Genomic DNA, 13,412 nt, shown 5'->3' on the forward strand with positions numbered 1-13,412 from the left:
GTCAGGACACCTCCTCCGGGACCCGTGGTGGGATCTTGAGCAGGTCGAAGCGTGGGTCGCGGTAGCGCCGGGAGCCGAAGCCGGTCCTGGTGACCGTCCAGCCCCGGCGGTAGGCGAACTCGTCGGGTTCCATGCAGATTTCGCGGTCCGCCCAGGCGAGCAGTTCCTGGAGGCGGGTGAGCACCCGGGACTTGCGTCGGCTGAGTCCCTTGGTACCTTGTGAGTACATGAGAAGACCCCTTTCGCGGCATCACAGAGGTGGCTTCTTACGCCGGACTGCAGGCCGACGACCGTCGCGCCGCTGGGTGGCAGCCCATTTGCGGCGGATGAGTGCGCGGCCTCGGTCCGGCTTTGTTGTTCCTGCTTCGTGTGCTCTGAAGCGAGCGACAATCGCGGCGATGACTCTTTAACTCAGTGCGGGATCCTTCCGGCTGACGGCCTCCCTGTGATGGTGTCCATTTCCGGGACGGCGCCGTTGCCGGTTTTGCGGCCTGACCAGCCGCGCGTAAGTCGTGGTGGGGATCCTCTGCGGGCGGGGCCGTGCGGTCATGCCGGCCTCCTCACCTCTGGAGAGATCCCTCGTGTCTCGATCGTCTCCCGGAGATTGCCTTGCTGCAAGGCCTCCCGCAAGAAATATTCCCGTTTCTTCCGCAAGGTGCCATCTTGTTGCTGTGCAACTTGCACAGAGTGGCCTTGAACGTAGTCGGGCCAGCACAAGAGGTCGTCACCTTGCCCCCTTCCCCGTTTTCCCCCGGGCAGAAGCTCTGCTTGCTTGACACCGTCTCTCCGTGGAAGGCTCTTGGCAAGAGCAAATGGGAGTACTCGTGCAAGTTGCAGTGTAAGATTGGCGGAACGGCCCAAGACTGCGGGCTCGAAACGGTTCACTCCGGCTACACCTTCATCCCGGCAAGGAGAGTCGACGGTGCCACCGACGCAGGGCAGTCCGACTGTCCGCAAGCTCAGGCTCGGCCAGGAGCTCAGGCTTCTCCGCGAGCGACGCAAGCTCACCGGCGCCAGGGCCGCCAAGGAGCTCGGCTGGTCCCCCAGCAAGGTCTCGCGGATCGAGGCCGCCAAGACCATGCCCAGCGCAGACGACGTCAAGGCGATGGGGAAGCTCTACCGTCTCGACGAAGCCAAACTTGACGAACTCTTCGGCCTGTTGCGGGATGCGGATCAGCGGGGCTGGTGGGAAGATTACGAAGACGCCCTGCCTGAGGAGTACACAAGATTCCTCGGGCTGGAGGCGGAGGCCATCATCCAGCGCAACTGGGAACCCCAGATTGTGCCCGGCCTCTTCCAAACCGAGGATTACGCCAGAGAGGTCGTCCTGGCCGTCCGTGGCATCTCGCGCATCACCCACAGCGGAGTCAGGAGCAGGGTCGAGGCCCGCCTCGACAGGCAGCAGCGCGTGCTGCACCGCCCCGATCCATGTGAGATGCGCTTCGTGCTGGACGAGCCCGCCTTGATGCGCCGCTTCGGCGAGCCCTCGGTGATGCGGGCACAGATGGAGCATCTCCTGGAGTTGTCTCTTCTGTCCCACGTCAGCGTTCAGGTATTGCCCATGGACGCGTTGCACCCCGTAAGCACGGGTGCGTTCATCCACCTCAAGTTCGCGGAATTCGACGATGTGGTGTATCTGGAGCAGCTTTATACTGCTGACTTCGTCGACGACCTCGAGCGGGTAGCGGGCTACGAGGCAGCCTTCGAAAACATCAGGTCACAGGCACTGGACGAGGACGACACACGCGTGCTCATCCAGCGCAAGGCGATGATGTGGCGAGGCTGAGGTCAGCGATCGATCAGAACAAAAGGGGCAATGGTGCCCCTTTGCCCATTTGGGGAGAAAATGTCTATCCATCACAAGACGGCGGCATGGCAGAAGAGCACTTTCTGCAACGGCGCTAGCAGCTGCGTTGAGGTCGCCCCCCTCGCCGACGGGAATGTCGCGCTGAGGGACAGCAAGGTTCAGGACGGACCCGTCCTGGTCTTCACCCCGTCCGAGTGGGCCGCCTTCACGGCCGGGGTCAGGGATGGAGAGTTCGACCTGGAGGCTCTGCAGGCCAGCGCGTGAAAAACGGCCCTGGCAGGTTGATGGCACAACCGGACAGGGCCGTTCGGTGAGGAGCCGGCCGACGGCCTCCTCGTTCTCCGCTCGCCAGGCGAGCGCAAGATTCCCGCACATCATGACCCACAGCGGTCTCGTTGATCAACTCGCCGTGGCGATCGCCCACTCTCCCCGGGCCGGGTCGCCGGAGAGCAGGCGTGGCGCGCCCCGTTGAGGGACGCGCCACGTTGGCGCAGGCGGGCCGAGGCCCTTGTGTCTTTCACGGTGTCTTTCACCCGTGACCTCCGGCCTGGAGCAAGGGCCGATGATCTCGCCCGCGAGGTGGGCACCACAGGACTTCTCCGGCAGCGCTCGGCTGCCCCGATGACTTGACTCGACAACTCCATAACTGCCCGTAGGTCAAGGTGGGGGCACTACGCGGCAATCGGCAGCACATGGCATGCTCAATCCCAGATGTCCCGATTGAGCTGGATGGCGCCCCCGATGAACTTCCCCCGCGCACTCTCGGTGCTGGCCGTCATGGCCTCACTCGCCGCCTGCACGGCCGCCGGACCGGAGGCGCCCGAGCGGCAGCGGCAGGCCGCGGCCACCTCCTCGGCCGAGCCGACGGCCCCCGCCACCCCGGAGCGCGAGCCGTACACCATCGCCTTCGGCGGGGACGTGCACTTCGAGGGCTTCCTGCGGTCCCGGCTGGACAACCCGCGCACCGCGCTCGGCCCCATCTCCTCGGTGCTGCGCAAGGCCGACCTCGCCATGATCAACCTGGAGACCGCGATCACCACGGGCGGCACCCCGGCGCCCGGCAAGCAGTACACGTTCCGGGCCCCGGCCAGCGCGTTGACCGCGCTCAAGGCCGCCGGCGTGGACGTGGCATCCATGGCCAACAACCACGGCATGGACTACATGGAGACCGGCCTGGCCGACTCGCTCGCCGCGATCAAGAAGTCCAGGTTCCCGATCGTGGGCATCGGCAAGGACGACGACCAGGCGTTCAAGCCGTTCAGGAAGACGGTGAACGGCAACCGGGTGGCGATCATCGGCGCGACCCAGGTGCTGGACTCCGAGTTCATCAACGCCTGGACCGCGGCCCCCGGCAAGGGCGGGCTGGCGTCGGCCAAGGACGAGCCGCGCCTGATCAAGGCGGTACGGCAGGCGCGCAAGAACTCCGACACCGTCATCGTCCACCTGCACTGGGGCACCGAGATGCAGAAGTGCCCGAACCCGGCGCAGCTCTCCCTGGCCCCCAAGCTCGTCAAGGCCGGCGCCGACGTGGTGGTCGGCGGGCACGCGCACATCCTGCTGGGGGCCGGGTACCTCGGCAAGGCGTACGTCAGCTACGGCCTCGGCAACTTCGTCTTCTACAACTCCAACCCGGCCACCACGGGCCGCACCGGCGTGCTGACCCTCACCATCAACGGCCGCAAGATCCTCAAGGACCAGTGGACCCCCGCCACCATCCAGAACGGCGTGCCGGTCCCGATGACCGGCGCCGCGAGGAAGCAGGCCGTGGCCGACTGGAAGGCGCTGCGTTCCTGCACCGAGCTGGACGCCCGGCCCTGACGGCGTGGAAGATGTCCGGGATCTCCACATCCGGGCGGCCGGGCTCAGCGGATTCCCAGGAAATCCGGTCAATCGCGGGTAACGATCGGGCCTGGAGGGGGAAGATGAGGTCGTGTCCATGCCGCGACTGGAAGATGACTGTGCGTCGCCGAAGCCTCTCCGGCGACAGCCCACGCAGCGCCGCAGCGCCCGACGGGTCGAGCGGATGCTCGACGCCTGCGCCGAGCTCCTCGACGAGATCGGCTACGAATCGCTCTCCACGACCCGCATCGCCGACCGGGCGGGGGTCGCGATCGGTTCGGTCTACCAGTTCTTTCCCGACAAGCGCGCCATCACGCAGGAGCTGACCCGGCGCAACGTGGAGCTGTTCGTCACCCGGGTCGGGCGGCGCTTCATGGAGGAGGACTACCGCGGCTGGTGGGAGGCCATCGACGCGATCATCGACGAGTACGTCGACATGCATCGCTCGGTGCCCGGGTTCAAGAGTCTCCAGTTCGGTGACGTGGTCGACCTCAACCTGCTCGACTCCGACTCCGACAACAACACCGTGATCGCGGGCCGGCTGCGCGGGCTGCTGCTCAACGAGTTCGGCCTGGCCGACAGTCACGAGCTCGACATCGCCGCGCTGGTGGCCGTCGAAGCCTGCGACGCGGTGCTCAAGCTGGCCTTCCGCTACGACCAGAACGGCTCGGAGGAGATCATCGACGCGGCCAGGCAACTCGTGCGGGGCTTCCTGTCCCGCCAGCTCAGGTCGTACACGCCGCAGCCCGACTAGCGCGTCAGCCCCCGGCCTCCAGGAGCTCCGGCAGCCAGTGGGGCTCGCCGGGCCGCGCGCACGCCTCGGAATGCGACATCGGCCGGACCAACCGTTGCCGGCTCGCCTCCAGCTGGGCCTCCAGGACCCGCAGTCTCCGCTCGGCCGCCTCGACCCCTTCGAGCCGGGCCGAAAGGTAGCCCGCGACCCCGGGCCCCACCGCCGACAACACCACGGCGAGCGCCAGCGCGAACGTCATCTGCTTGGACCTGCCCATCCCAGCCCCTTCCGCTCGCGGGCGCGAAGTGACCGGTATATGCCCAACGAGCTGCGCATATATGCATGGCGTAAGGACTCGATGACGTTTCGTGGTGGTCTCATCGGGGCATCGGCGATGCGTATTGAGCGGGCGAAACCGCACCGCGGTCGGTAGTCTCGCGTTGTGGCGCATGTGACCCGTGAGCACCTTGATCGCCTGCTTGAGCAGGCGCTGCTGGCCGACGACCACGGCTCCCTGGCCAGCCGGCTGTACGACGTAGCGCTCGACTACTCCAGCGGCGACGTGTCCAGGGCGTCCATCCTGGTCCAGGCGGCGGAGGAGTGGCGCGCGGCAGGCCAGCCCGCTCGCGCGCTGGAGTGTTTCCAGCGCGCGCTGGAAGACGGCGGCGAGACGGGCATCGACCCGCGCGCAGGCATCGCCGACACCCTCTTCGAGCTCGACCGGCACGACGAGGCGAGGGAGGTCATCGAGGCGATCCGCGCCGAGGGCGGTGTCTCGGCGGCGACCGCCCACAGCATCGTCGAGACGCTGGTCGCCTACGGTGACCTGGAGGCGGGCCACGAATGGGTCACCCAGGCCCTGCTGACCTGCGACTCCGACGATCCGGAGCGGGTGTCGATGCTGCGCACCCGCTACCGCATCCGACTCGACCTGGGCCTGCCCGAGGACGAGATCGACGCCCTCGTCTCCTGATCCCTCAGCGCAGGTCGAGGCTCCGCAGCAGGCCCGTCACGCCGTCGAGGGAGTCGGCCGGGAGCTTGGTCTCGTTCAGCGGCCCCGGCCCCTGAGGCAGCGTGCGGCGCACGAGCCGGTCCTTGGTCTTGCCGACCGGGCGCGTCAGGTCGAGCGGGACGCCCGGCGACGAGCGCGGCGCCGTCTTCGAGGGGTAGCGTCCGGTCCTGGTGTTCACCGGCAGCGCGGGCAGCGCGGGTAGCTTGGCCTGGCTCGTCACGCCCGCCACCGTCGGCGCGGCGGGCAGCACCGACGGCATGGCCGAGGTGGCCATGACGCCGCCCAGGTCCGACAGCCCGATCGCCGAATGCGAGGTGGCCAACCCGGTCAGGCCCAGGTGCTCGGCCAGCCTGACGGCGCCCAGGGCCAGGTGGGTGCTCTCCGACCCGAGCAGCGGGCCGGTGCTGTCGCTCAGCCGCACCTTGGTGAGCTCGTCGCAGAGCGCCGCGGCGGGCGAGCCCATGCTGGTCCGGGTTTCCCGGCAGTCGTCGGCGGCCGCGGAGCTCGCCCCCAGCCAGGTGACCCCCGCGGTCAGAGTGGCGATGGCAAGAATTCCCCGGATGCTTCGAGTCGGCACGTCCCGTCCCCCTGATCGTTCTCGGTGATCCGACGAACGCGAAGCTAGCCAGACGCGCGAGGGACTGGAGGCGGCTTGCCGGAAGGCTGGACCGAACCTTACGAACCGGGCGCGCGGATGACCCGGGCGGGAACGTCGAACGCCCGGAGGATGGCCTCCGGGCGTTCGCGCGGGTGTGTCAGGCCCGCTGGACGGACAGCTCGTCGTCGCCGAGGTCGACCAGGACCTTGTCGCCGTCGACGATCTCGCCGGACAGCACCGCCTTGGCCAGCTTGTCGCCGATCGCCGACTGGACCAGGCGGCGCAGCGGGCGCGCCCCGTACATCGGGTCGTAGCCCGTCAGGGCCAGCCACTCGCGGGCCGCCGGCGTGACCTCCAGGGTCAGCCTGCGGTCGGCCAGCCGCTGGGCCAGCCGGTCGACCTGCAGGTCGACGATCCGCGTCAGCTCCTCGGAGCCGAGCGCGTCGAACAGGATCACGTCGTCCAGCCGGTTGAGGAACTCCGGCTTGAACGCGCTGCGCACCGCGCCCATCACGGCCTCGCGCTTCGCGCCGTTCTCCATCGTCGGGTCGACGAGGAAGTGGGAGCCGAGGTTGGACGTCAGGATCAGGATCGTGTTGCGGAAGTCGACCGTGCGGCCCTGACCGTCGGTCAGCCGCCCGTCGTCGAGCACCTGGAGCAGGATGTCGAAGACCTCCGGATGGGCCTTCTCCACCTCGTCCAGCAGCACCACGGTGTACGGGCGGCGCCGGACGGCCTCTGTCAGCTGGCCGCCCTCCTCGTAGCCGACGTAGCCGGGAGGCGCGCCGACGAGCCGGGCGACGCTGTGCTTCTCGGAGTATTCGCTCATGTCGATGCGGGTCATCGCCCGCTCGTCGTCGAACAGGAACTCCGCCAGCGCCTTGGCCAGCTCGGTCTTGCCGACACCGGTCGGGCCGAGGAACAGGAACGAGCCCGTCGGCCTGTCGGGGTCGGCGATGCCGGCCCGGCTGCGCCGCACCGCGTCGGACGCCGCGCGCACGGCCTCGTGCTGGCCGATGAGCCGCTTGCCCAGCTCCTCCTCCATGCGCAGCAGCTTGGCCGTCTCGGCCTCCAGCAGGCGGCCCGCCGGGATGCCGGTCCAGGACGAGATCACCTCGGCGATGTCGTCGGGGCCGACCTCCTCCTTGACCATGGCGTTCTCGTCGGGGGCGGCCTCCGAGGCGGCCTTCAGCGCCTGCTCCAGGCGTGGCACGTCGGCGTACATGACCCGGGACGCGGTCTCGAAGTCGCCGTCGCGTTGCGCCCGCTCGGCGGTGCCGCGCGCCTCGTCGAGCTGCTTCTTCAGCTCGCCGACCTTGTTGAGGCCCGCCTTCTCGTGCTCCCACCGGCCGACCAGGGCGTTCAGCTCCTCCTGGCGGTCGGCCAGCTCCTGGTGGAGCCGCTCCAGGCGTTGTACGGACGCCTCGTCGGTCTCCTTGGAGAGCGCCAGCTCCTCCATCTTCATCCGGTCGACGGTCCGCTGGAGCTGGTCGATCTCCACCGGACGGGAGTCGATCTCCATGCGCAGCCGGGAGGCGGCCTCGTCGACCAGGTCGATGGCCTTGTCGGGCAGGAAGCGGCTGGTGATGTAGCGGTCGGAGAGCGCGGCGGCGGCGACGAGCGCGCTGTCGGCGATCTGCACCTGGTGATGGGCCTCGTAGCGGCCCTTCAGCCCGCGCAGGATCGCGATGGTGTCCTCGACCGTCGGCTCGCCCACGTACACCTGCTGGAAGCGGCGCTCCAGCGCAGGGTCCTTCTCGATGCGCTCGCGGTACTCGTCGAGCGTGGTCGCGCCGATCATCCGCAGCTCGCCGCGGGCCAGCATCGGCTTGAGCATGTTGCCCGCGTCCATCGCGCCCTCGGCGGCTCCCGCGCCGACGACGGTGTGGAGCTCGTCGATGAACGTGACGACCTGGCCGTCGCTCTCCTTGATCTCGGCGAGCACGGCCTTGAGCCGCTCCTCGAACTCGCCGCGGTACTTCGCGCCCGCCACCATCGCGCCCAGGTCGAGCCCGATCAGCCGCTTGTTGCGCAGCGACTCCGGCACGTCGCCGGCCACGATCCGCTGGGCCAGGCCCTCGACCACGGCCGTCTTGCCGACGCCGGGCTCGCCGATCAGCACCGGGTTGTTCTTGGTGCGCCGGCTGAGCACCTGCACCACCCGGCGGATCTCCGAGTCGCGGCCGATGACCGGGTCGAGCTTGCCCGAGCGGGCCTGCCCGGTCAGGTCGATGCCGTACTTCTCGAGCGCCTGGTAGGTGTCCTCGGGCGTCTCACTGGTGACCCGGGCGTGGCCGCGTACCTTCTCGAACGCGTCGAGCAGCGCCTGCGGGGTGGCGCCCGCGGACTTCAGCAGGTCGGCGGCCTGGCCGCCGTCGGCGGCGAGGCCCACCAGCAGGTGCTCGGTCGACACGTACTGGTCTTCCAGCCGCTTGGCGTGCTGGGCGGCGGTGTTCATCACCGTGAGCAGGTGGCGGGAGCTCGTCGGCGCCCCCACGGTCGCGCCCTGAGCCTTGGGCAGCGCCGCGAGCTGCTCCTCGGCCTTGGCCCGCAGCGTCCGCCAGTCGGCGCTGACCGCCTCCAGCAGCGGGACGGCGGTGCCGCCCGTCTGCGAGAGCAGCGTGGTCAGCAGGTGAAGCGGAGAGATCTCGGGGTTGCCCTCGGCGGCGGCCCGCCGCATGGCGCCCGAGATCGCCTCCTGACTCTTCTGAGTGAGCTTGTATTCCATCTACGCCCCCGGTGGCAGCTCGTAACGGATCAGCGCCTTGATCATCTGTAGCTCGGCGCGGAGGCGGTGAACCTCCTCACGCAGCCGCAACGACTCGTTCTCCAGCTCCAGGATCCGCTTGATGCCGGCGAGGTTGATGCCCTCCTCCTGGGAGAGGCGCTGGACCTCGCGCAGCTGGATGATGTCTCTTGTGGAGTAGAGGCGGCCGCGCCCCGCCGTACGGCCCGGACAGACCAGACCGAGCCGGTCGTACTGCCGAAGGGTCTGCGGATGCAGACCCGACAGCTGCGCGGCCACCGAGATCACGTAAACAGGAGTGTCGTCCGACAGGTCGAAGTAGTTGGCGTCCATGGGCTCACTCGCTTCTGGCTCTCAAGATGAGATCGGCCCGCGGGTCCTCGGCCGCTGTGGCGGTGTTGAACTCCGTGAGCAGCTCACGAGACTTGTCGTCGAGCGTCTTCGGCACCATGACCTCGACGCTGGCGAGCAGGTCGCCCTTGGTGCCGTCCTTGCGCGTGACACCCCGGCCGCGGATGCGGAACGTGCGCCCGTTCGGCGTGCCCGAGGGGATGCGCAGTGTCACCGGCAGTCCCTTGAGCGTCGGCACCTTGATCTCGGCGCCTAGCGCCGCCTCCGAGAACGTCACGGGGACCGTGACGGTCAGGTTGTCACCCGACCTGCCGAAGACGGTGTGCGGCTTGACGTGCGTCACGATGTAGAGATCGCCGGACGGGCCGCCGTTCTCGCCCGGTGCGCCCTTGGCCTTGAGCCTGACCCGCTGCCCGTCGGCCACCCCCGCGGGGATGCGCGCCTGGATCGTGCGGGTGCTCTTGGCCCGGCCGTTGCCCTCGCAGACGGGGCAGGGGTCGTCCACGAGCAGCCCGCGGCCCTTGCAGTCGCGGCACGGCTCGGAGAAGGCGAAGTTGCCCAGGTTGCGGCTGGCCGCGCCGGTGCCCTCGCAGGTCGGGCAGACCCGCGGGGTGGTGCCGGCCTTGGCGCCCGTCCCGCTGCACGCGGTGCAGGCCGCCGAGCTGGTCAGCCTGAGCGACACCGTGGTGCCCTCGGCGGCCTCCGTGAACGACAGCGTCACCTCCGACTCGATGTCCTGCCCGCGGCGCGGCCTGGTGGCGGTGCCGGGGCGGGTCGTGCCGCCCCGGTTGAACAGCCCGCCGAACAGGTCGCTGAAGCGGTCGCCCGCCCCCTGGCCGGAGGTCTGCTGACCGGTGCCGCCGAACAGGTCGCCGAAGTCGAACGGGAAACCGCCGCCGCCACCACCCGGACGCTGGCCGCCCACCCCGGAGCCGAACAGCGTGCGCGCCTCGTCGTACTCCTTGCGGCGCTTGCTGTCGGACAGGACGTCGTAGGCCTCGGAGACTTCCTTGAACTTCTTCTCCTTGGCCGTGTCGCCCTGGTTGGTGTCGGGGTGGTACTGCCTGGCCAGCTTCCGGTACGCCTTCTTGATCTCGTCGGCGGTGGCTGACTTGGGCACACCAAGGACGGCGTAGTAGTCCTTCTCCAGGTAGTCCTTGGTGCTCATCTACGGCCCTTCGTCCTCGTCAGTTGTCGTCGTCATCGGACGCGGGTGAGTCGCCCGGCTCGGCCACGGCCACGCGCGCCGGGCGCAGCACCCGGTCGCCCATCTGGTAGCCGAGCTGCAGCACCTCGACCGCGGTCGGCTCGGTCACCTCGGGCGAGTAGCTGTGCATCAGCGCCTCGTGGATCACCGGGTCGAACGGGTCGCCCTTCTGACCGAACGGGCTGAGCCCCAGCTTGGTGAGCACCGCCTCCAGCGACTCGGCCACCGCCGCGAAGCCGCCGGTGAGCTCACCGTGGTCGCGGGCCCTGCCGATGTCGTCGAGCACGGGCAGCAGCTCCGAGAGGACGTTGGCGGTGGCCTGCTCTCGCACGGCCACCCGGTCGCGCTCCACGCGACGGCGGTAGTTCTGGTACTCGGCCTGAACACGTTGCAGGTCGGCCGTCCGCTCGTCCAGCTGGGCCTGGAGCTCGGCGTCGGCCGGAGCGGACTCCGCCGGCGCCTGCTGCTGGTCCTGCTTGGCCGAATCGTTCTCGGCTCGCACCCTTACCTCCCCCGTCTCCGGGTCGATCTTGCGGTTGTCGCGGATCACCGGCTCTTCGTGCCCGTTCTCACGCAACGGCCTCACTTGTCCTTCTTCGGCTCGTCATCCACGATCTCGGCCTCGACGACGTCGTCGTCGGCCTTCTGCTCCTGGGTGGCGGACGCGTCCTGGGGAGCGCCCTCGGGGCCGCCCGCGGTCTGGCCCTGGCTCTGCGCGTAGATCGCCGAACCCATCTTCTGGCTGACCGTGGCGAGCTTCTCCGCCGAGTTGCGGATCGTGTCGGTGTCGGTGCCCTCCAGAGCCTTCTTCAGCTCGGCGAGCGCGTCGTTGACCTCGGTCTTGATGTCGCCGGGGACCTTGTCGTCGTTCTCGCGCAGGAACTTCTCGGTCTGGTAGGCGAGCCCGTCGGCGTTGTTGCGGACCTCGGCCTCCTCGCGGCGCTTGCGGTCCTCCTCCGCGTACGACTCGGCCTCGCGCATCATGCGGTCGATGTCGTCCTTCGGCAGCGCGGAGCCGCCGGTGATCGTCATCGTCTGCTCCTTGCCCGTGCCCAGGTCCTTGGCGGAGACGTTGACGATGCCGTTGGCGTCGATGTCGAAGGTGACCTCGATCTGCGGGATGCCGCGGGGCGCCGGCGCGATGCCGGTGAGCTCGAACGTGGCCAGCTTCTTGTTGTAGGCCGCGATCTCGCGCTCGCCCTGGAACACCTGGATCTGCACCGACGGCTGGTTGTCCTCGGCCGTGGTGAAGACCTCGGAGCGCTTGGTCGGGATCGTCGTGTTGCGCTCGATGATCTTGGTGAAGATGCCGCCCTTGGTCTCGATGCCCAGCGACAGCGGGGTCACGTCGAGCAGCAGGACGTCCTTGACCTCGCCCTTGAGCACACCGGCCTGCAGGGCGGCGCCGATGGCGACGACCTCGTCCGGGTTGACGCCCTTGTTGGGCTCCTTGCCGCCGGTCAGCTCCTTGACCAGGTCGGTGACGGCGGGCATCCGGGTCGAGCCGCCGACCAGCACCACGTGGGCGATGTCGGAGACCTTGATGCCGGCGTCCTTGATGACCTGGTGGAACGGGCCCTTGCAGCGCTCGAGCAGGTCGGCGGTGAGCCGCTGGAACTCGGCGCGGGTCAGCTTCTCGTCGAGGTGCAGCGGGCCCTCGGAGGAGGCGGTGATGTAGGGCAGGTTGATCGAGGTCTCGGACTGGGCCGACAGCTCGATCTTGGCCTTCTCCGCGGCCTCGCGCAGGCGCTGGAGGGCCATCTTGTCCTTGGACAGGTCGACGCCGTGAGCGTTCTGGAAGCGCTTGACGAGCTCGTCGACGACGCGCTGGTCCCAGTCGTCACCACCGAGGTGGTTGTCGCCGCTGGTGGCCTTGACCTCGACGAACCCGTGGCCGTCTTCCTGGCCGACGTCGAGCAGGGACACGTCGAAGGTGCCGCCGCCCAGGTCGAAGACCAGGATCGTCTGGTCTTCCTCCTTGTCGAGGCCGTACGCGAGCGCGGCCGCGGTCGGCTCGTTGATGATGCGCAGCACGTTGAGGCCCGCGACCGTGCCGGCCTCCTTCGTGGCCTGGCGCTGGGCGTCGTTGAAGTAGGCCGGGACGGTGACCACCGCGTCGGTGATCTTCTCGCCCAGGTAGGCCTCGGCGTCCTGCTTGAGCTTCTGCAGGACGAAGGCGCTGATCTGCTGCGGGGAGAACTTCTTGCCGTCGATCTCCTGGGACCAGTTGGTGCCCATCTCCCGCTTGACGGACCGGATCGTCCGGTCCACGTTGGTGACGGCCTGTCGCTTGGCGACCTCGCCGACCAGGACCTCGCCGTTCTTCGCGAACGCGACCACGGACGGCGTGGTCCGCGAGCCCTGCGCGTTGGCGATGACGGTGGGCTCACCGCCCTCGAGAATCGAGACGACGGAGTTGGTCGTCCCCAGGTCGATACCTACCGCACGTGCCATGAGTACGTCCTTGTAGTCAAAGTTGAGTCGGTTACGCTCAACCTACGAATGGAGGCGTGCTTTGTCAAACGCCTTGAGCGTACTCGACTCAACCCCTGACAAGGGCGTTCTGTTCCCCTGAGATCTCCCCTAGGGGTTCCCGCTTACCCCGTCATACGCCGCTCACGATCTTCCGCTTGCCCAGCGGGGACTTGAGCTTGACGGTCGTGCTCTTCTCGATGGCGATCATGATGCAGGAGACGTTCTTCGCCTTCGGCGACGTGCCCTCGTACAGGGTGACCGTCACCCGCTTCTTCGTCTCCTTGACCTTCACCCGGTGGAGCACCGTGCACGGCTCCACCCCGGACCACCACGTGAGCCGCACCTGGCGCCCCTTCGACACCGGCGTCGCCTCGGTGAAGCGCACCTTGCGCGGGTTGAGCGCGTCGCCCGTCGGCTTGACCGGCTTGGGCGTGGCCGGCGGGGTGGTCGTGACCACGTCGGCCACGGGTGTGCTGGACACCGGCGTGTCAGGCCCGGGGGACGCGGCCTGCTCGGCGGGCCGCTCGGCGCCGCACCCGGCGGCGAGGACCAGACATCCGGCGATGAGAGTCGCTGTCGCTGTGCGCATAACCCCTACGACGGATGTGACAGGCCTCCGGTTCAGCCGGTTGACCCCGTTGTGA

14 protein-coding genes are annotated in these 13,412 nt (G+C 68.6%); 5 read left to right on the forward strand and 9 right to left on the reverse strand.

Annotation, left to right across the window (positions count from 1 at the left end):
* Position 1: 1 nt before the first annotated feature.
* A complete protein-coding gene (locus KME79_RS14200) occupies positions 2–229 on the reverse strand; it encodes a hypothetical protein (protein ID WP_148036320.1) in 228 nt (75 codons plus the stop codon).
* A gap of 693 nt (positions 230–922) precedes the next feature.
* Here KME79_RS14200 and KME79_RS14205 point away from each other — a divergent pair.
* From KME79_RS14205 to KME79_RS14220, 4 genes are all read left to right on the forward strand, one after another.
* Positions 923–1,786, forward strand: coding sequence for a helix-turn-helix domain-containing protein (locus tag KME79_RS14205; protein WP_148036321.1), 864 nt, complete (start codon positions 923–925; stop codon positions 1,784–1,786).
* A 60-nt stretch (positions 1,787–1,846) separates the two neighbouring features.
* Positions 1,847–2,071, forward strand: a complete 225-nt coding sequence (locus tag KME79_RS14210; protein WP_148036322.1) for a DUF397 domain-containing protein — start codon at positions 1,847–1,849, stop codon at positions 2,069–2,071.
* A 477-nt stretch (positions 2,072–2,548) separates the two neighbouring features.
* The gene (locus KME79_RS14215) at positions 2,549–3,625 is read left to right on the forward strand and encodes a CapA family protein (RefSeq protein WP_219544822.1); all 1,077 of its coding nucleotides are present in this window, start codon (positions 2,549–2,551) and stop codon (positions 3,623–3,625) included.
* 205 nt (positions 3,626–3,830) lie between these two features.
* Entirely contained in the window at positions 3,831–4,400 is a 570-nt protein-coding gene (locus KME79_RS14220) for a TetR/AcrR family transcriptional regulator (protein WP_219544823.1), read from the forward strand.
* Between the two features lie 4 nt (positions 4,401–4,404).
* On the opposite strand, the gene KME79_RS14225 is transcribed toward KME79_RS14220, so the two are convergent.
* Positions 4,405–4,656, reverse strand: a complete 252-nt coding sequence (locus KME79_RS14225; RefSeq protein ID WP_219544824.1) for a hypothetical protein — start codon at positions 4,654–4,656, stop codon at positions 4,405–4,407.
* A gap of 165 nt (positions 4,657–4,821) precedes the next feature.
* On the opposite strand from KME79_RS14225, the gene KME79_RS14230 reads away from it, so the two are divergent.
* Positions 4,822–5,352, forward strand: a complete 531-nt coding sequence (locus tag KME79_RS14230; RefSeq protein ID WP_261809033.1) for a tetratricopeptide repeat protein — start codon at positions 4,822–4,824, stop codon at positions 5,350–5,352.
* A 4-nt stretch (positions 5,353–5,356) separates the two neighbouring features.
* On the opposite strand, the gene KME79_RS14235 is transcribed toward KME79_RS14230, so the two are convergent.
* The 7 genes from KME79_RS14235 to KME79_RS14265 form a co-directional block, all read right to left on the reverse strand.
* A complete protein-coding gene (locus tag KME79_RS14235) occupies positions 5,357–5,968 on the reverse strand; it encodes a hypothetical protein (RefSeq protein WP_219544825.1) in 612 nt (203 codons plus the stop codon).
* Positions 5,969–6,146: 178 nt separating this feature from the next.
* Positions 6,147–8,717, reverse strand: coding sequence for an ATP-dependent chaperone ClpB (clpB, locus tag KME79_RS14240; RefSeq protein WP_219544826.1), 2,571 nt, complete (start codon positions 8,715–8,717; stop codon positions 6,147–6,149).
* Positions 8,718–9,068 carry a heat shock protein transcriptional repressor HspR gene (locus KME79_RS14245; protein WP_148036329.1) on the reverse strand — a complete coding sequence of 117 codons (351 nt, stop codon included), beginning with the start codon at positions 9,066–9,068 and terminating at the stop codon, positions 8,718–8,720.
* A 4-nt stretch (positions 9,069–9,072) separates the two neighbouring features.
* Positions 9,073–10,254, reverse strand: a complete 1,182-nt coding sequence (gene dnaJ, locus KME79_RS14250) for a molecular chaperone DnaJ (protein ID WP_148036330.1) — start codon at positions 10,252–10,254, stop codon at positions 9,073–9,075.
* Between the two features lie 19 nt (positions 10,255–10,273).
* The gene (grpE, locus tag KME79_RS14255; RefSeq protein ID WP_219544827.1) at positions 10,274–10,879 is read right to left on the reverse strand and encodes a nucleotide exchange factor GrpE; all 606 of its coding nucleotides are present in this window, start codon (positions 10,877–10,879) and stop codon (positions 10,274–10,276) included.
* Entirely contained in the window at positions 10,876–12,747 is a 1,872-nt protein-coding gene (dnaK, locus tag KME79_RS14260) for a molecular chaperone DnaK (RefSeq protein ID WP_148036331.1), read from the reverse strand. The genes grpE and dnaK overlap by 4 nt, the downstream gene beginning before the upstream one ends.
* Positions 12,748–12,898: 151 nt before the next feature.
* Entirely contained in the window at positions 12,899–13,357 is a 459-nt protein-coding gene (locus KME79_RS14265; RefSeq protein WP_148036332.1) for a hypothetical protein, read from the reverse strand.
* Between the last annotated feature and the right edge of the window lie 55 nt (positions 13,358–13,412).

The organism is Nonomuraea harbinensis, assembly GCF_019396385.1.
Lineage (GTDB): Bacteria > Actinomycetota > Actinomycetes > Streptosporangiales > Streptosporangiaceae > Nonomuraea > Nonomuraea ferruginea.

Bases quoted from the DNA above. Each gene is read 5' to 3' on its own strand.
- KME79_RS14200 (WP_148036320.1), bottom strand. From the start codon at position 229: ATGTACTCACAAGGTACCAAGGGACTCAGCCGACGCAAGTCCCGGGTG.
- KME79_RS14225 (WP_219544824.1), bottom strand. From the start codon at position 4,656: ATGGGCAGGTCCAAGCAGATGACGTTCGCGCTGGCGCTCGCCGTGGTG.
- KME79_RS14210 (WP_148036322.1), top strand. From the start codon at position 1,847: ATGTCTATCCATCACAAGACGGCGGCATGGCAGAAGAGCACTTTCTGC.
- KME79_RS14265 (WP_148036332.1), bottom strand. From the start codon at position 13,357: ATGCGCACAGCGACAGCGACTCTCATCGCCGGATGTCTGGTCCTCGCC.
- KME79_RS14220 (WP_219544823.1), top strand. From the start codon at position 3,831: ATGCTCGACGCCTGCGCCGAGCTCCTCGACGAGATCGGCTACGAATCG.
- KME79_RS14245 (WP_148036329.1), bottom strand. From the start codon at position 9,068: ATGGACGCCAACTACTTCGACCTGTCGGACGACACTCCTGTTTACGTG.
- KME79_RS14215 (WP_219544822.1), top strand. From the start codon at position 2,549: ATGAACTTCCCCCGCGCACTCTCGGTGCTGGCCGTCATGGCCTCACTC.
- dnaJ (WP_148036330.1), bottom strand. From the start codon at position 10,254: ATGAGCACCAAGGACTACCTGGAGAAGGACTACTACGCCGTCCTTGGT.
- clpB (WP_219544826.1), bottom strand. From the start codon at position 8,717: ATGGAATACAAGCTCACTCAGAAGAGTCAGGAGGCGATCTCGGGCGCC.
- dnaK (WP_148036331.1), bottom strand. From the start codon at position 12,747: ATGGCACGTGCGGTAGGTATCGACCTGGGGACGACCAACTCCGTCGTC.